The following is a 16,537-nucleotide window of genomic DNA, read 5'->3' on the forward strand; positions in this document are numbered from 1 at the left end:
GGCGGGGTATCGCTACAAAATTAAATGCAAACGGGCCGCAAACGCGGCCCGTGAATCAAACGCGATTACGCGCTGGTGGTGGCGCCATAGGCGGCAGCGTCGAGCAAGCCGTCCAGGGCCGACACGTCGGCTGGCTTGATCTTGAACAGCCAGTTGGCGTAGGCGTCGGCGTTGATCGACTCTGGCGAGTTGACGACGTCGTCGTTGACGGCCACGACTTCGCCGGCGATCGGCGCGTAGATGTCGCTCGCTGCCTTGACCGATTCCACCACGGCGGCGTCGTCGCCGGCGCCATAGCTGTTGCCCACGGTTGGCAGTTCGACGAAGACGATATCGCCCAGCGCGTCCTGCGCGTACTCGGTGATGCCGACGGTGATGGTGCCGTCGGCTTCAAGGCGTACCCATTCGTGGGAAGCGGTGTACTTCAGGTCTGCAGGAATGTTCATGTGTGGCTCCAGATGGTAAGTGTTCGTTATTGATTATGGTTGTACGGTCTTGCGGGCGGCTCTATAAATACGCTTACGCAGCCAGGATTTTACCGTTACGCACGAAAGGCAGCTTGACGACGGAAGCGGCCAGCTGCTTGCCGCGGATTTCCACGTGCACGGTGTCGCCCACGTTGACGCCGTTGGGCACGCGCGCGAGAGCAATGGCTTCCTGCATCGTCGGGCTGAAGGTGCCGCTGGTGATTTCACCGGCGGCGTCGCTGCCGGCGATGATGACTTTTTGATGGGCGCGCAGCACGCCGCCTTTTTCGCGCAGGATCAGGCCCACGAATTGCGCGTTCTGCCCTTTCGCCAGCAGGGCGGCCTTGCCGATGAAGTCGCGCTCGCTGACCAGGTCGATGGTCCACGCCAGGCCGGCGTCGAGCGGGTTGACGCTTTCGTCCATGTCCTGGCCATACAGATTCATGCCTGCTTCCAGGCGCAGGGTGTCGCGCGCACCGAGGCCGGCCGGCTTGACGCCGGCGGCGATCAGGGCGTTCCACAGCGCTTCCACCTGGGTGGCGGCCACGCCGATTTCAAAGCCGTCTTCGCCCGTGTAGCCGGTGCGCGCCAGCATGACTTCGCCGAAGGCCGTGTCCTTGACGATGACGACATTGAACGGCTTGATGGCTTCGGACGCGGCTTGCGTTTCCGGCAGCACTTGCCACACCTTGGCGCGCGCGTTCGGGCCTTGCACGGCCACCAGGGCCATTGGATTGTTGGCATTGCGGCGCTCGGTAATCGTCAGGCCGCTGTTGGTGTTGGTGTTTTGCTGCTGCATCCAGGCTACGTCTTTTTCAGCCGTGCCCGCGTTGACGACGAGGCGGAACCAGTTTTCGTTGAAGAAGTAGACGATCAGGTCATCGATGACGGTACCTTCGGCATTCAACATGCACGAGTACAGCGCCTTGCCCGACACCTGCAGCTTGTCGACGTTGTTGGCCAGCAAGCCGCGCAGGAAGGCGCGCACGTTCGGGCCTTCGATATCGACCACGCACATATGGGACACGTCGAACATGCCGGCGTCGCCGCGCACGGCGTTGTGTTCTTCGATTTGCGAGCCGTAGTTGACGGGCATGTCCCAGCCGCCGAAATCGACCATGCGGGCGCCGAGGGCACGGTGGGCGTTGTTGAGTGGGGTCGCTTTGAGCGTCATGGATTCCTCGGGACGAAGGTAAAGGGGGAAGTTAACAAAACATAGAATAGCCAAACACGGCTTTCCAGCGTGATCACTGACCCCCCTGTCCTTTGTACCTGAGAGATTACGGGGGCTTGCCCCGTGCGCCCCTTCGGTGGGCCGCCGGCATGTGCCGCGGCCGCTCTCCAGAGTTGAGCTAAAACGTGTCGCCAAAGCAACAGCTTCAGTCCGCCTGATCGGTCCTTTTGCCTGAGAGTTTTTGGGTAGTGCCCCTTCGGCGGCAACGCTGGGTTGCCCTCTCCCGATCAAGTGGGAGGAATATATGCCAGCAGGGTGTTTCTGTCAATCTGAAAAGACGTTGCCAAATTGCAGCAAAAGCCCCGGTTTGCGGGGCTGGGAGGGGCGCTGGCCCGGTGCAAAAGGGCGCCCGGCCGCGCGGGAATGCGCTATGATGAAATCCTGGCTTTCTTGCGGGTGCCTGCCATGAACACTACACAAAGCGAGACGCAAAACAACACCGAGCAGCACGGTTACTTTACCCTCTCCGGCGACGTCAACAGCGACATGGTGCGGCGCGTCTTCAATGCCGCCGCCGACATCACGGAAGACAAGCTCACCACCGCGCACATCCTGATCCAGTCCAACGGCGGCTATGTCAGCGATGGCATCTGTCTGTACAACTTCCTCAGCAAGTTGCCGCTCGACATCATCACCTACAACGCGGGCGCCGTGGCGTCCATCGCCGTGACCCTGTTCCTGGCGGGGCGGCACCGCCATGCCAGCGACACGGCCCGCTTCATGGTGCACAAGTCACATGCGACCGCCTCGCCCGGTTCGCGCCCCGATGCGCTCAGCATCATCGTCGAGGGCTTGCGCGCCGACGACATGCGCACCGAGCGCATCTTGCGCGGCCACGTCAACCTGACGGAAGAGCAGTGGCAGGTGCACGCGTATTCCGACCTGCACCTGACGGCCGACCAGGCGCTGGTAGTGGGCATGGTCGAATCGATCCGCGACTTTGCGCCGCCCAAGGGCAAGCGCCTGACGAATATCTGAGGCGTCGCCGGTGCGGCATCCGCGAGAATATTTTCTTATGGCAATTTTCGAGGTGGAAATTGTAATGGAATGTAATTCTTGCCCGTAGTTGATGAAAACCCGGGTGCAAGCAGGGCCAGTCGTGGCATAGTGCACGCTGATCATGAAATAAGCGTAGGCACGATGACTTGGTGGAATGGGATTTCTTTTGCGGCCGACATGTCCGTGATGGGGCCGGCTGGCGTGGCGATCGCCCTGTGGCTGCTCGTGTCGCGCCAGTGGCGGCTGGTACTCAGCTGGAGCTTGTGGTACGGCGGCGGCCTGGCCCTCGTGGTGCTGTCGAAGCTGGCCTTCATGAGTTGGGGCGTGGGCAGCAGCACGCTCGATTTTACCGGTTTCAGCGGCCACGCCATGCGCGCCGGCGCCGTGTTTCCCGTGCTGATGTATGTGCTGCTGCAGCGGGCCGAACCGCGCTGGCGCCATGCCGGCGTGCTGGTCGGCGTGGCCTTTGCCGTGCTGGTGGCCATATCCCGCGTGGTCGTGCATGCGCACAGCGTGTCCGAAGCCGTCAGCGGCTGCGTGCTGGGCCTGGCGCTGGCGCTGGGCTTCATGTGGAATGCCCGTGGCGCCGTCAATTTTGCCGTCAGCCATGCGCTGGCCCTGGCCAGCCTGGCGCTGATGGTGGTGCTGAGCTTCAAGGCGGAGCCCATGCCGACCGAACAATGGCTGCAAAAACTGGCCCTGGTGCTGTCCGGCCATGAGCGCGTTTTTTCCCGCGCGGACTGGAAACTGGCGCAGGATGGCCGTCCTGCCCCCTGATCCGCTGCCGGCAGGCACCTGGCGCGACGGTTTTTTGGCCAGAAAAGCATCAGGAAATGGTATGATGAACCACTTTTTTGCGGCGAGCGGCCAGGCTGCCGTCGCGATGCGGCATCTGAACTGAACATGAACCGGGTTCACCCATAATATAACCGCCAGCATAGGCCAGGAACTCTAAAACACGTGCGTCTCTCTTCCATCAAGTTGTCGGGATTTAAGTCTTTCGTCGATCCCACCAATTTTCAGGTGCCAGGCCAGCTCGTGGGCGTGGTCGGGCCGAATGGCTGCGGCAAGTCGAACATCATCGACGCCGTGCGCTGGGTGCTGGGCGAATCAAAAGCGTCCGAATTGCGCGGCGAATCGATGCAGGACGTCATTTTCAACGGCTCCACGCACCGCAAGCCGGCTGGCCGCGCCTCGGTCGAGCTGGTGTTCGATAACAACGATGGCAAGGCGTCCGGCCAGTGGGGCCAGTACGCCGAGATCGCCGTCAAGCGCACCTTGACGCGCGACGGCACCTCCACCTATTACATCAATGGCCAGCCCGTGCGCCGGCGCGACATCCAGGATATCTTCCTCGGCACGGGCCTCGGTCCGCGCGCCTACGCCATCATCGGCCAGGGCATGATTTCGCGCATCATCGAATCGCGCCCCGAAGAATTGCGCGTGTTCCTGGAAGAAGCGGCCGGCGTATCGAAATACAAGGAACGCCGCCGCGAGACGGAAAACCGCTTGCAGGACACGCGCGAGAATTTGCTGCGCGTGGAAGACATCTTGCGCGAGCTCAATGCCAACCTGGAAAAGCTGGAAGCGCAGGCGGCCGTGGCCACGCGTTTCCACGCCTTGCAGGCGGACCAGGAAGAAAAGCAGAAACTGTTGTGGCTGCTGCGCAAGAACGAGGCGCAAAACGAGCAGACGCGCTATTTCCGCGAAGTGGAACAGGCGCAGACGGACCTGGAAGAGCAGACGGCCAAGCTGCGCAACGTGGAACTGACCCTGGAGCAGATGCGCCAGGCGCACTTTGCCGTGGGCGACCGGCTGCATACGGCGCAAGGCCATCTGTACCAGACGAATGCGGAAATCGGCAGCCTGGAAGCGCAGATCAAGTTCGTCATCGAATCGCGCGCCCGCCTGCAGGCCCAGCTGGCCACCCTGACGGCCCAGCGCGACCAGTGGACGCAGCAGGGCGGCGAATACCAGGAACAGATCGAAGAGGCGGAGTTCCACCTTGAGGAACTGGCGGCCAAGGTGGAACAGTCGCAAATGATGGCCGAGCAGAAGGGCGAGCAATTGCCCGAGCTGGACGCTGCCTGGCGCGCCGCGCAAAACAAGAGCACGGAATCGCGCGCGCGGATTATGCAGGCCCAGCAGCAGCTGGAACTGGAATCGGCGCACCAGCGCAATGCCTCGAACATCCTCGCCAGCCTCTTGAGCCGCCGCGAGCGCCTGCAGCAGGAAAAGAACAGCCTGAGTTTGCCCGACAGCAGCCACCTGGAAAATCTGAAACTGCAGCTGGAAGAAAAGCAGCAAACCCTGGAAGAGCAGGGTTTCTACCTGGAAGAAGCGCTGGAGCAGCAACCGAAGCTGGAGCAGGAGCGGGCCGAGGCGCAGGCGCAAGTCAATGCCGAAACGGCGGCCAACGCCCAGCTGGAAGCGCGTCTTTCCGCCTTAAAACAATTGCAGGAACGGGTGCAGACGCAGGGCAAGGTCCAGCCGTGGCTGAAAAAGCACGAACTCGACACCTTGCCCCGTCTGTGGCAAAAGCTGCAGATCGAAGCGGGCTGGGAAGCGGCCATGGAGTCGATCCTGCGCGAGCGCACGTCGGCCCTGCAACTGTCGAATATCGACTGGGCCAAGGCTTTCTTTGCGGACGCGCCGCCGGCCAAGCTGGCCCTGTATGCGCCATCGACCGTGGCGCCGCTGCCCCTGCCGGACGTGCCTGGCCTGAAACCGTTTTTGAACTTGTTGAAACTCAACGATCCCGGCTTGCGCGGCTTGCTGCAGGATTGGCTGTACAACGCCTACGCCGTGGAAGACGCGGCCGAGGCGCTGGCCGAACGGGCGAAATTGCCGCCGGGCGGCTATTTCGTCACGCGCGCCGGCCACGTGGTCACGGCCACCAGCGTGCGCTTCTATGCGGCCGATTCGGAGCAGGAAGGCATGCTGGGCCGCCAGCAGGAAATCGAGAATATCGGCAAGCAGCTGCGGGCCCAGCAACTGCTGGCCGAAGAGGCGCGCGCCCGTTCCGTGCGGGCCGACGCCGCCGTGGCGACGCTCACGCGCAACCTGTCCGACTTGCGCCTGCGCATACAGCAGCTCACTTCCTCCGTGCATACCCTGCAACTGGACGTGGTGAAACTGTCGGAAGTGGAAGCGCGCTTCAACCAGCGCAGCACGCAGATCGGCGCCGACCTGGCGGAAATCGCCGCGCAGGAAGCGGAGCAGCAGCAGATCAAGGCCGAATCGGAAGAGAAATTCGAACAGCTGGACATGGAACTGGGCAACTTGCAGGAAGCGCACGAAGACGGCCACACGGATTTCCTGCAGAAGGAACAGCGGCTGGCCGAGGCGCGCGAAGCCTTGCGCGACCTGGAGCGGGCCGCCAAGGATACGGAATACGCGGAAAAAGCCCACCGCGCGAAGATCGAGGAATTGCGCCGCAATATCGCCACGGCCAGTACGCAGGCCCAGCAAGTGACGGAAAGCCTGGAAGCTGGTCAGCAGGAACTGGCCAGCCTGGAAAGCGGCGCGGCCGCCGACGGCTTGCAGGATCTGCTCGAGCGCCGCACGACGCAGGAGCGGGCGCTGGCCGACGCGCGCCATGAACTCGATCAAATTACGCAGCAGCTGCGCCTGTCCGAAGATGCGCGCACGCAATCGGAACGCAGCCTGCAGCCGCAGCGCGACAAGATCATGGAAATGCAGCTCAAGGAACAGGCCGCGCGCCTGAACCAGGAGCAATTCGCCCAGCAACTGCTGGAGTCGGGCGCCGATGAAGCGGCCCTGACGGAAAAACTGCATCCGGACATGCGTCCATCTTATCTGCAGGGCGAAGTCACGCGCCTGACCAATGCCATCACGGCACTGGGGGCCGTCAACCTGGCCGCGCTGGACGAACTGGCGCAGGCGTCGGAGCGCAAGAATTTCCTCGACGCGCAGAACGCCGACCTGACGGAAGCGATCAATACCCTGGAAGACGCGATCCACAAGATCGACAAGGAAACGCGCGACTTGCTGCAAGACACGTTCGACAAGGTCAACCACCACTTTTCCGAGCTGTTCCCCATCCTGTTCGGCGGGGGACAGGCCAGGCTGACCATGACGGGCGACGAGATTCTCGATTCCGGTGTACAAGTCATGGCGCAGCCTCCCGGCAAGAAAAATGCCACCATCCACCTGTTGTCCGGTGGAGAGAAGGCGCTGACCGCGACCGCATTGGTGTTTTCCATGTTCCGCCTGAATCCGGCGCCGTTCTGCCTGCTCGACGAAGTCGATGCACCGCTGGACGATTCGAACACGGAACGCTTCTGCCGCATGGTCAAGCGCATGTCCGACCAGACCCAATTCCTTTTCATTTCGCATAACAAGATTGCGATGGAAATGGCCCATCAATTGATCGGTGTGACGATGCAGGAGCAGGGCGTATCGCGCATCGTGGCGGTGGACATGGAGTCCGCCGCAAATTTTGCAACCGAGGCACAAGCAGCATGACAGACCTTCAAATTACCTTGTTCGGCGCCGGCGGCGTTTTTATCGTCGGCGTTTTCTCGTACAACAAATGGCAGGAATACAAGGCCAAGAAAAGCGTGGAGCGGGCTTTTTCCACCGACCACGATGACGTGCTGATGCGCGAGGGCGACGCCCCTGCGGTGGAAGCCCAGGAACCCGTCTTGCGTCAGGAACCGCGCTTTGACGCCGCGCCCGCCGCCAAGGCCGAACCGTCGTTCGGCGCGCCGCCCGCTAGCGCCGTGCCCGAAGCCCCCGTGCATGCGGAACCGTCGCTCGGCGATGCCGGCGTGGAAGCGCCTGCTGCCGTGGCCGCGCCGCTGCAGCAGGAAGTGAGCGCCGCCAGCGAGCAGGCGACCAGCCTGGTCGACCCGCTGATCGATTGCCTGCTGCCTTTGTCGCTGGAAGCGCCCGTGCGCGGCGACAAGATCCTGCCCGTGCTGCAAACCCTGCGTCTGGTGGGCAATAAACCCGTCCACTTCATCGGCTTGCACGTGAATGGCGACTGGGAACCGATCACGCATGGCGGTGTCTACACCAAGATGCAGGGCGGCGTACAGCTGGCCAGCCGCAGCACGGCCCTCAATGAGCTCGAATACTCGGAACTGGTCACGCGCCTGCGCGGCGTTGCCGACGAGATCGGCGCCGAGCCGGAAGTGCCCGACATGATGGAAGTGATGGCCGAAGCGCGCAATCTGCACCGTTTCGTCGCCGGTCACGACGCCCAGCTGGGCGTGAACCTGCACACGAATGGCGCGCCATGGGCCATTTCCACCTTGCTGTTCGCGCTGGAAAAACAGGGCTTTGACGTGCGTCCGGACGGCCGTTTCGTCATGCCCGACGGCGAAGGCAGCCATCTGTTCTCGCTGTCGACGAATGTCACCCTGGCCGAGGAAACGACGCCCCGTTTGACACTCCTGCTGGACGTGCCATGCGTGGCGCCCGCGCGCGACGGTTTCGGCGCCATGGTCGCCTGCGCCAAGGCGCTGGTGGGCCGCCTCGACGCCACCATTGTCGACGATTACAACCAGGCCTTGTCCGATGCGGCGCTGGCCGAGATCGCCGGCCAGGTGCAAGAGTTTTACCAGGAAATGGACGCGGCCGACATTCCGGCCGGTTCCACCCGCGCCCTGCGTTTATTTAGCTGAAGAATCCTGCAACAATGACTGATCCGATCAACCAGGATGCCGCAGCGCGCGTCCTGGCACTCACGGCCGAACTCAACCGGCACCTGCACGCCTACCACGTGCTCGACAATCCCACCATCCCCGACGCCGAGTACGACAAGCTGTTCGTCGAACTGCAAACGCTGGAAGCGGCCCATCCCGACTTGCGTACGCCCGATTCGCCCACCTTGCGCGTGGGCGCGGCGCCTTTGCCGCAATTCGAGCAAGTCACGCACACGGTGCCGATGCTGTCGCTGAACAATGGTTTCACCGATGACGATATCATCAACTTCGACCGCCGCGTGCGCGAAGGCCTGGACCTTGATGGTACGGATGTCGACTATGCTGCCGAAGTGAAATTCGACGGCCTGGCCATCAACCTGCGCTATGAGCGCGGCCTGTTCGTGCAGGCGGCCACGCGCGGCGATGGCGCCACGGGCGAGGACGTGACGGCGAATATCCGCACCATTTCCGGCATCCCGCTGCGCTTGCATGGCGACAAGATTCCAGCCGTGCTCGACGTGCGCGGCGAAGTGATGATGTTCAAGGGCGATTTTGCCCGCCTGAACGAACGCCAGCGCGAAGCGGGGCAGAAAGAATTCGCCAACCCCCGCAATGCGGCGGCCGGCAGCCTGCGCCAGCTCGATTCGCGCATCACGGCGCAGCGCAAGCTGCGTTTCTATGCCTACGGCATCGGTGCGCTGGAAGGCGCCGCTATGCCTGCCTCGCATTCGGCCTTGCTGGACTGGTACGAAACCCTGGGCATCCCCGTGTCCAAGGAGCGCAAGGTGGTGCAGGGCGCGCAGGGCTTGCTTGCCTACTACGCCGATATCGGCGCGCGCCGGCCCTCCTTGCCGTATGAAATCGACGGCGTCGTCTACAAGGTGAACGCGACGGAAGACCAGCAGGAGCTGGGCTTTGTGTCGCGCGCGCCGCGTTTTGCGCTGGCGCACAAGTTCCCCGCCGAAGAAGCGCTGACGCAAGTGCTGGGCATCGATATCCAGGTGGGCCGCACGGGCGCCATGACGCCCGTGGCGCGCCTGGCGCCCGTGTCCGTGGGCGGTGTGACGGTGACCAACGCCACCTTGCACAATGAAGACGAAGTGCTGCGCAAGGATGTGCGCGTGGGCGATACCGTCATCGTGCGCCGCGCCGGCGACGTGATCCCGGAAGTGCTGAGCGTGGTGCTGGATAAACGCTTGGCGCCGGCGCCGCTGCCGTTCAAGATGCTGGAAGCGTGCCCCGTGTGCGGCTCGCACGTGGTGCGCGAAGAGGGCGAGGCCATCGCCCGCTGCTCGGGCGGCCTGTTCTGCTCGGCGCAGCGCAAGGAAGCGTTCCGTCATTTCGCGGGCCGCCGCATGATGGATATCGAAGGTCTGGGGGAACGTTATATCGATACCCTGGTCGAACTCGAATACGTGCATGGCCTGGCTGACCTGTACAGCCTGACCCTGGATAAATTGCTGGAAATGAAGCTGCGCGCCGACGAGCGCGACGGTTCGACGCCGGAAACAGTGCAACAAGGCAAGATTCCCACCAAGTGGGCGGAAAATCTGCTGGCAGGCATCGAAGCGAGCAAGCGCCCGCCGCTCGAGCGTTTCCTGTTTGCGCTGGGCATCCGCCACGTGGGCGAATCGACGGCCAAGACCCTGGCCGAGTGGTTGGGTAGCCTCGATTATGTGCGCCGGGCGCCGGCCGCCTTGCTGCGCGTGCTGCCCGACATCGGCGGCACAGTGGCCGAGTCGATTGCCGATTTCTTTGCCGAAGAAAAGAACCAGCAGGCGTTGCAGGCATTGCTGGACGCTGGTGTCACGCCGCAAGGCGAACACGCGCCCAGCGCCAAGCTGCGCGCGCAGCTCGAACAAACCACCTTGCTGGCCGCCATCGGTATTCCGAAGCTGACGGAGCCGCGCAGCAAACAGCTGGTGGAGCGGGGCGTGACCCTGGCCAGTCTGGCGGCGCAAGGTGCCAGCTTCCACGCGGGCTTGCCCGCCGCCGTGGCCGAAGCGCTGGCGCAATGGCTGGCCGATGAGGGCAATGTCAAGCTGCTTGGTCAACTGGACGCGCTACGAAATGAATTACTGTCACAATTGCCTGAAATGCCAGCTGCTGGCGGCAAACTGGACGGCAAGACCTTTGTTTTGACGGGCACTTTGCCCAACATGAGCCGCGACGAGGCTGCGGAGTTGATCGAGGCGGCCGGCGGCAAGGTCAGCGGTTCCGTGTCGAAGAAAACCGCTTACGTCGTGGCCGGTTCGGACGCCGGCAGCAAGCTGGCCAAGGCGCAGGAGCTGGGTGTGGCCATACTCGACGAGGCTGGTCTGCTGACCCTGTTGGCGCAAGACTAATCATTCATTACAGAAGACCCATGAAAAAAATCAGAAAAGCAGTCTTTCCCGTCGCCGGCCTGGGCAGCCGTTTCTTGCCTGCGACCAAGGCGCAACCGAAGGAAATGTTGCCCATCGTTGACAAGCCATTGATACAGTACGCGGTCGAGGAAGCCGTGGCTGCGGGTATCACGGAAATGATCTTCATCACGGGCCGCAACAAGCGCGCCATCGAAGACCATTTCGATACGGCCTATGAGCTCGAGTCGGAACTGGAAGCGGCCGGCAAGCGCCAGTTGCTGGAAATGGTGCAAAACGTCATTCCCAAGCACATCAATTGCATTTACATCCGCCAGTCGGCGCCGCTTGGCCTCGGGCATGCCGTGCTGTGCGCGCGTCCCGTGATCGGCGACGAGCCGTTTGCCGTCTTGCTGGCCGACGATTTCATGGATGTGGAAGAGGGCGTGCGCCCCGTGCTGGCGCAGATGGCCGATGTGTTCCAGTATGAAAACTGTTCCCTGCTGGCGGTGCAGGACGTGCCGCGCGCGGAAACCAGGCAGTACGGTATCGTCAGCGCCCAGCATTATCAGCCTGACCTGGAGCTGGTGTCGGGGATCGTGGAAAAACCCGTGCCGGAAGAGGCGCCGTCGACCCTCGCCGTGGTCGGCCGGTATGTGCTGACCAGCCGCATCTTCGAGCACCTGGAGAAAATCGGTACGGGCGCCGGCGGTGAAATCCAGTTGACGGACGGCATCGCCGCCCTGATGCGTGAAGAGCGCGTGCTGGCTTACCGTTACAAGGGGCAGCGTTATGATTGCGGCTCCAAGCTTGGCTATCTGAAGGCAACGACGGCGATGGGCATGAAACACCCGGAAACGGGCGCGGCCTTTCGCACTTACCTGCAAGAACTGCAATCGATACTGGACGCAAAATGACCGTACGTGAAATCCTGAAGATGGGCGATCCGCGCCTGCTGCGGATGGCCGAGCCCGTGCGTGAATTCGATACGCCCGAACTGCATGCCTTGATCGCCGACATGTTCGACACCATGCACGCGGCCAATGGCGCAGGCCTGGCGGCGCCGCAGATCGGCGTCAACCTGCAAGTGGTGATCTACGGCTTCAAGCAGAACCTGCGCTATCCCGACGCGCCGCAAGTGCCGGAAACCGTGCTGATCAACCCCGTGCTGACGCCTTTGTCGGAACGCAAGGAAGAGGGTTTTGAAGGCTGCCTGTCCGTGCCCGGCCTGCGCGGCAGCGTGCCGCGCTGGAGCGAGCTGCACTACGAAGGCGTCGACCAGTTCGGCCAGCCCATCAGCCGCGACTGCGACGGCTTCCATGCGCGCGTGGTGCAGCATGAAGTGGACCACCTGCACGGCATCCTGTATCCGATGCGTATCGTCGACTTCACGCAGTTCGGCTATACCGAGGTCATGTTCCCCGACCTGGATCCGAACGACGACGATTAATTGCCGCTTAACCTGGACGTCCGGGGTCAGACCCCCGGATGCGTTAGCGCAAAGCTATGTGTTGGCGGTGTTGAGGGTCTGACCCCAGTACTAAACTAGCGCACCTTGCGGCTGCTGCCCAGGTTATCGAGCAATGCCTTCAGCTCATCCTGCATGGCATCCGTCAGGTTCAGGAAGCGGCAGCCGATCTGCACCTGCTCGCCCAGCAGGAAGGAGCGGAAGGTGCGCGACAGGCGGATTTCCAGGTCGGCGATCATGACCTTGTCCGGCCCCAGCTCCAGGCGCACGCGCGACAGCTTGCGGCCCACGTACAGGCCTACCGTGTCGCGCGGATGGGCGCGCATGCCGATGCCGCCGGCCGAGAAATCATACAGCTGCAATTCATATGGACGGCCCTCGAGCACGAAGGCGGCCAGGTAGTACACGCCCAGCGGTGTTTCCAGGCGGGCCGATTCGCGCCGCTCCAGGACCAGGCAATGGCTGGGAAAGTTCGTCAGGTAGACGTTCGGCCGCTCGGGATACGCTTGCCATTCGCCATTGATGGTGAACTGCAGTTTGGCGTTTTGTACCCACGACACAAACGTGGCGCCGCCAGGCGGCAGGGTCGCACCTTCATTGAGTTCCAGCACGAATTGCGGCAAGTCATCATCAACGGACAGGACGCGCCCCAGGATGAGGTCTTCGCCGCCAGCCGGGTAGATGGAGATGGCGTCGCCGTTGTCAGCCAGGCTGCACAAGGTTTCGCCGATATCCCACGGATCGCTCATATGGTGCGGCTTGGTGCCGGGGGCCATCGGCTCGGCCACGTCAGCCAGACTGGGCGCGCCCTTGCGCAGGGGATTGGGGATGGGATCGTTCACGACAGCGTATCTCTTTTGTTCTAATGGGGAATAGTGTATAGGTTTAAGGCAATATTTACTAAGTAAATCACAATAATTGATTTTATATCACTATATTCCTGTTGCTTATGTATGCTGGCCTGGCATGCCGCCTTGACGTCGCCGCTTAAAACTGTTCGTCTGCGCTCAAATAACGCCATTGGCCGGTAGGCAAGTCGCCCAGTTTGACCTTGCCGATGCGCACGCGTTTCAAACCCAGCACCTTCAGGCCCACGGCTTCGCACATGCGGCGGATCTGGCGTTTCTTGCCTTCGCGCAAAGTAAAGCTTAGCTGGTCTTCGTTTTGCCAGCGCACCTTGGCCGGCAACAGCGGCTTGCCGTCGAGCCACAGGCCGTGGTTGAGCTTTTTCAGCTCGCTGTCGGGCAGGGTGCCGCCCTTGGTGTAGCTCACGCGCACCAGGTATTCCTTGTCGATGTCGGTATCGTGGCCGATCAGCTGCTTGGCCACGCGGCCGTCCTGCGTCAGGACCAGCAAGCCGACGGAATCGATGTCCAGCCGTCCCGCTGCCACCAGGCTGCGCAGCTGGGTCGGATGGAATTGTTCCGGGCTGCGGTCTTCCGCCCAGCGGTTTTCCGCCTTGATCAGGGCCACGGCGGGCGTGTAGCCGTCTTCGGCCTGGCCGCTGACGTAGCCGACGGGTTTGTTGATCAGCACGGTGACGCGCTTCGATTGCTCGGCCGCCGCCTGGCGTTCCACGGTGACGCGCTGGCTCGGGTAGACCTTGCTGCCCAGTTCGGACACCACCTTGCCATCCACGCGGACCCAGCCGCGGGCGATCCATTCATCGGCTTCGCGGCGCGAGCACAGGCCCAGTTCGGACATGCGTTTGGACAAGCGTAATAATTCTTCGGTCATGTTGTTTCAGTTTCAGTAAGGGTAGGCGCTGCGCGGAAAGCTTACACTTTCAGCGCATCGAGTAAATCGGTTTCCAGCAATATCTGGTTGCGGGCATTGTTGAGCGCGGGGCCGTCGACGAGGAAGACGTCTTCGACCCGCTCGCCCAGGGTCATGATCTTGGCCGTGTGCAAGTTGATGCGGTACTTGGTCAGCACGTTGGCGATCGCGTACAGCAGGCCCGTGCGGTCGTTGGCGGCCACCGACAGCAGGTAGTACTGGCCTTTTTCATCGGGCCGCAGGTCCACCGTCGGCTGGAAGGGGAAGGTGCGCGACAGGCGCGACAGCCGTCCCTTGCCCGGCGGCGGCAGCGGCGTTTGCGACTGCAGCAGCTCGCCCAGCTCATGCTCGATCAGGCTGATGATGTCGCGGTAGCTCTTGGCGAAGTTTTGCTCGGTGACGAGGAAGGTGTCGAGCGCATAGCCATTTTTCGTCGTGTGGATCTTCGCGTCGAGGATGCTGAAATTCTTGCGGTCGAAATAGCTGCAGATGCGCGCGAACAGGTCGGGCTGGTCGGGAATGTACACGGCCACCTGCAAGCCTTCGCCGATGGGCGCCAGCCGGCATTTTACCACCGGCAACTTGCTGTCGAGCTTGTCATACAGCGAGCGCGTCTGCCAGGCGATGTCGGACGCGTCGTGGCGCAGGAAATAGGCCACGTCCAGCTGTTGCCACAGTTTCAGGTGCGCATCGGGCGGCAAGCCATACAGGCGCAGGGTGGCCAGCGCTTCCTGCTGGCGGTTTTTGAGCTCGCGGTCGGCCGTGTGCGGCTCGCCGCCCAGCACGCGCAGGGTGATCTTGTACAGGTCTTCCAGCAGCTTGCCCTTCCAGGCATTCCACACTTTCGGGCTGGTGCCGCGGATGTCGGCCACCGTCAGCAGGTACAAGCCCGTCAGGTGGCGCTCGTCCTTGACCACTTTCGCAAAGGCGGCGATGACGTCGGGATCGGACAAGTCCTGCTTTTGCGCCACTTGCGACATGGTCAGGTGATTTTCCACCAAGAAAGCCACCAGTTCCGTGTCCTCGGCAGACAGGCCGTGCTCCTGGCAGAACTGGGTGGCGTCGGCCACGCCCAGCTTCGAGTGGTCGCCGCCGCGGCCCTTGGCGATGTCGTGGAACAGGGCCGCCACGTACAGCAGCCACGATTGCGAGAAATCGGCCATCAGCTGGCTGCAGAACGGATATTCGTGCGCGTGTTCGCTCATGGTGAAGCGGCGCATGTTGCGCACCACCATCAGAATGTGCTGGTCGACCGTGTACACGTGGAACAGGTCGTGCTGCATCTGGCCCACGATGCGGCGGAAATTCGGCAGGTAGCGCCCCAGGATGCTCATCTCGTTCATGCGCCGCAGCGCGTGGATGATGCCGACAGGGGCTTGCATGATGCGCAGGAACAGGGCGCGGTTGACGGGATCCTGGCGGAAGGCGGCGTCGATCTTGAAGCGCGCGTGCCACAGGGCCCGCGTGGCGCGCGAGGTCATGCCCTTCAGGGCCGGGCGCTCCGTCATGAGCACGAAGACTTCCAGCATGGCCGATGGGTATTGCTCGAACGTGTCGTCGGCGCTGATGTCGATCAGGCTGTTGACTTCATTGAAGCGCTCGTTGATGGGCACGGCCACGTCGTCCTGCGGGAACAGCCGCGCTTCGATGTTTTGCAGCAAAATCGTGTTGAGCTGGGTCACCGTCTTGGCGGCCCAGTAGTAGCGTTGCATGAGGAATTCGCTGGCACGGCGCATGTGCGGCCCGCTGCCCGTCGCTTGCAGGCCCAGCGATTCGGCGATCGCCGTCTGCACGTCGAACACGAGGCGGTCTTCGCGCCGCCCCGCGTGCAGGTGCAGGCGCACGCGGATATCCTTGAAGGCGCGCTCCTTTTCCATCAGCTGGCGCGCTTCCGTCAGGGTGATCAGTCCGCCCGTGGCCAAGGTGCGCCACGAGTTCGCCAGGCCGGCCGCCTTGGCCACCCACAGGATCACCTGCAGGTCCCGCAGGCCGCCCGGGCTTTCCTTGCAATTCGGTTCCAGGCTGAAAGCCGTGTCTTCGTACTTGGCATGGCGCTGGCGCATTTCCGCCGTTTTTGCCTGGAAGAAGGCTTGCGGGTCCATGGCCGCGTCATAGCGCTGCTGCAATTGCGCGAACAGGTCCGCGTTGCCGCACACGAGACGCGCTTCGAGCAAGCTCGTCTGCACTGTGATGTCGGCCTTCGATTCGACCAGGCATTCATCGACCGTGCGGATGCTGTGGCCGATTTCCAGGCCCAGGTCCCACAGCAGTTGCACCAGTTCCTCGAGCTTTTCCTGCGTGGCGGCGTCCGGCGATTGTTGCAGCAGGATCAGCAGGTCGACGTCGGAATACGGAAACAGCTCGCCCCGGCCATAGCCGCCCACGCCCACCAGGGCCGTGCCTGGCGGCAAGCCCGCTTCCTGCCAGGCCCGCGCCAGCACGCCATCGACGCTGTGGCGCAGGCTGCGCAGCAGTTTTTCAGGCTTGCCGTCGGTCTGGAAGGCCGCAATGACGACCTGGCGGTCGGCTTTCAGTTGCTGTTTCAGCTGTTCCCGAACTTGCTTTTTCATCTGGGCCCT

The 16,537-nt window shown here is 62.6% G+C and carries 12 protein-coding genes and 2 riboswitches; of the genes, 7 read left to right on the forward strand and 5 right to left on the reverse strand.

Annotation, left to right across the window (positions count from 1 at the left end):
* Window positions 1-65 precede the first annotated feature (65 nt).
* Both gcvH and gcvT read right to left on the reverse strand, forming a co-directional pair.
* Window positions 66-446, reverse strand: a complete 381-nt coding sequence (gene gcvH / locus JAB8_RS01000) for a glycine cleavage system protein GcvH (protein ID WP_070287981.1) — start codon at window positions 444-446, stop codon at window positions 66-68.
* A 73-nt stretch (window positions 447-519) separates the two neighbouring features.
* On the reverse strand, window positions 520-1,641 hold the full coding sequence (gene gcvT / locus JAB8_RS01005) for a glycine cleavage system aminomethyltransferase GcvT (protein ID WP_070287984.1): 1,122 nt from the start codon (window positions 1,639-1,641) through the stop codon (window positions 520-522).
* 75 nt (window positions 1,642-1,716) lie between these two features.
* A riboswitch (glycine riboswitch) is annotated at window positions 1,717-1,822 on the reverse strand.
* A 28-nt stretch (window positions 1,823-1,850) separates the two neighbouring features.
* A riboswitch (glycine riboswitch) is annotated at window positions 1,851-1,937 on the reverse strand.
* A 169-nt stretch (window positions 1,938-2,106) separates the two neighbouring features.
* Between gcvT and JAB8_RS01010 the strand changes: the two genes are divergently transcribed.
* From JAB8_RS01010 to def, 7 genes are all read left to right on the forward strand, one after another.
* Window positions 2,107-2,679, forward strand: coding sequence for an ATP-dependent Clp protease proteolytic subunit (locus tag JAB8_RS01010; protein WP_070288509.1), 573 nt, complete (start codon window positions 2,107-2,109; stop codon window positions 2,677-2,679).
* Between the two features lie 162 nt (window positions 2,680-2,841).
* Window positions 2,842-3,477, forward strand: coding sequence for a phosphatase PAP2 family protein (locus tag JAB8_RS01015; RefSeq protein WP_230505599.1), 636 nt, complete (start codon window positions 2,842-2,844; stop codon window positions 3,475-3,477).
* Between the two features lie 183 nt (window positions 3,478-3,660).
* The gene (smc, locus tag JAB8_RS01020) at window positions 3,661-7,188 is read left to right on the forward strand and encodes a chromosome segregation protein SMC (RefSeq protein ID WP_071654367.1); all 3,528 of its coding nucleotides are present in this window, start codon (window positions 3,661-3,663) and stop codon (window positions 7,186-7,188) included.
* On the forward strand, window positions 7,185-8,351 hold the full coding sequence (locus JAB8_RS01025) for a cell division protein ZipA C-terminal FtsZ-binding domain-containing protein (RefSeq protein ID WP_070287991.1): 1,167 nt from the start codon (window positions 7,185-7,187) through the stop codon (window positions 8,349-8,351). The genes smc and JAB8_RS01025 overlap by 4 nt, the downstream gene beginning before the upstream one ends.
* 14 nt (window positions 8,352-8,365) lie before the next feature.
* Entirely contained in the window at window positions 8,366-10,717 is a 2,352-nt protein-coding gene (gene ligA, locus JAB8_RS01030) for an NAD-dependent DNA ligase LigA (protein ID WP_070287993.1), read from the forward strand.
* 20 nt (window positions 10,718-10,737) lie between these two features.
* Window positions 10,738-11,631 carry a UTP--glucose-1-phosphate uridylyltransferase GalU gene (gene galU / locus JAB8_RS01035; RefSeq protein WP_070287996.1) on the forward strand — a complete coding sequence of 298 codons (894 nt, stop codon included), beginning with the start codon at window positions 10,738-10,740 and terminating at the stop codon, window positions 11,629-11,631.
* Window positions 11,628-12,164 (forward strand): peptide deformylase, encoded by a 537-nt coding sequence (def, locus tag JAB8_RS01040; protein WP_070221525.1) that lies wholly within the window; start codon window positions 11,628-11,630, stop codon window positions 12,162-12,164. Before galU ends, def begins: the two co-directional genes overlap by 4 nt.
* Before the next feature lie 95 nt (window positions 12,165-12,259).
* Here the strand turns inward: def and JAB8_RS01045 are convergent, their stop codons facing one another.
* From JAB8_RS01045 to JAB8_RS01055, 3 genes are all read right to left on the reverse strand, one after another.
* Window positions 12,260-13,024, reverse strand: a complete 765-nt coding sequence (locus tag JAB8_RS01045) for a PilZ domain-containing protein (RefSeq protein ID WP_083287073.1) — start codon at window positions 13,022-13,024, stop codon at window positions 12,260-12,262.
* A gap of 145 nt (window positions 13,025-13,169) precedes the next feature.
* Window positions 13,170-13,919: a pseudouridine synthase gene (locus JAB8_RS01050; RefSeq protein ID WP_034752263.1), complete on the reverse strand. Its 750-nt coding sequence runs from the start codon at window positions 13,917-13,919 to the stop codon at window positions 13,170-13,172.
* A gap of 41 nt (window positions 13,920-13,960) precedes the next feature.
* Window positions 13,961-16,528: a [protein-PII] uridylyltransferase gene (locus JAB8_RS01055; RefSeq protein WP_070287998.1), complete on the reverse strand. Its 2,568-nt coding sequence runs from the start codon at window positions 16,526-16,528 to the stop codon at window positions 13,961-13,963.
* Between the last annotated feature and the right edge of the window lie 9 nt (window positions 16,529-16,537).

Source organism: Janthinobacterium sp. HH106 (assembly GCF_001758725.1).
Lineage (GTDB): Bacteria > Pseudomonadota > Gammaproteobacteria > Burkholderiales > Burkholderiaceae_D > Janthinobacterium.

Coding starts and splice junctions, on each gene's coding strand:
- gcvH (WP_070287981.1), bottom strand. CDS start 446: ATGAACATTCCTGCAGACCTGAAGTACACCGCTTCCCACGAATGGGTA.
- gcvT (WP_070287984.1), bottom strand. CDS start 1,641: ATGACGCTCAAAGCGACCCCACTCAACAACGCCCACCGTGCCCTCGGC.
- JAB8_RS01010 (WP_070288509.1), top strand. CDS start 2,107: ATGAACACTACACAAAGCGAGACGCAAAACAACACCGAGCAGCACGGT.
- JAB8_RS01015 (WP_230505599.1), top strand. CDS start 2,842: ATGACTTGGTGGAATGGGATTTCTTTTGCGGCCGACATGTCCGTGATG.
- JAB8_RS01025 (WP_070287991.1), top strand. CDS start 7,185: ATGACAGACCTTCAAATTACCTTGTTCGGCGCCGGCGGCGTTTTTATC.
- ligA (WP_070287993.1), top strand. CDS start 8,366: ATGACTGATCCGATCAACCAGGATGCCGCAGCGCGCGTCCTGGCACTC.
- galU (WP_070287996.1), top strand. CDS start 10,738: ATGAAAAAAATCAGAAAAGCAGTCTTTCCCGTCGCCGGCCTGGGCAGC.
- def (WP_070221525.1), top strand. CDS start 11,628: ATGACCGTACGTGAAATCCTGAAGATGGGCGATCCGCGCCTGCTGCGG.
- JAB8_RS01050 (WP_034752263.1), bottom strand. CDS start 13,919: ATGACCGAAGAATTATTACGCTTGTCCAAACGCATGTCCGAACTGGGC.
- JAB8_RS01055 (WP_070287998.1), bottom strand. CDS start 16,528: ATGAAAAAGCAAGTTCGGGAACAGCTGAAACAGCAACTGAAAGCCGAC.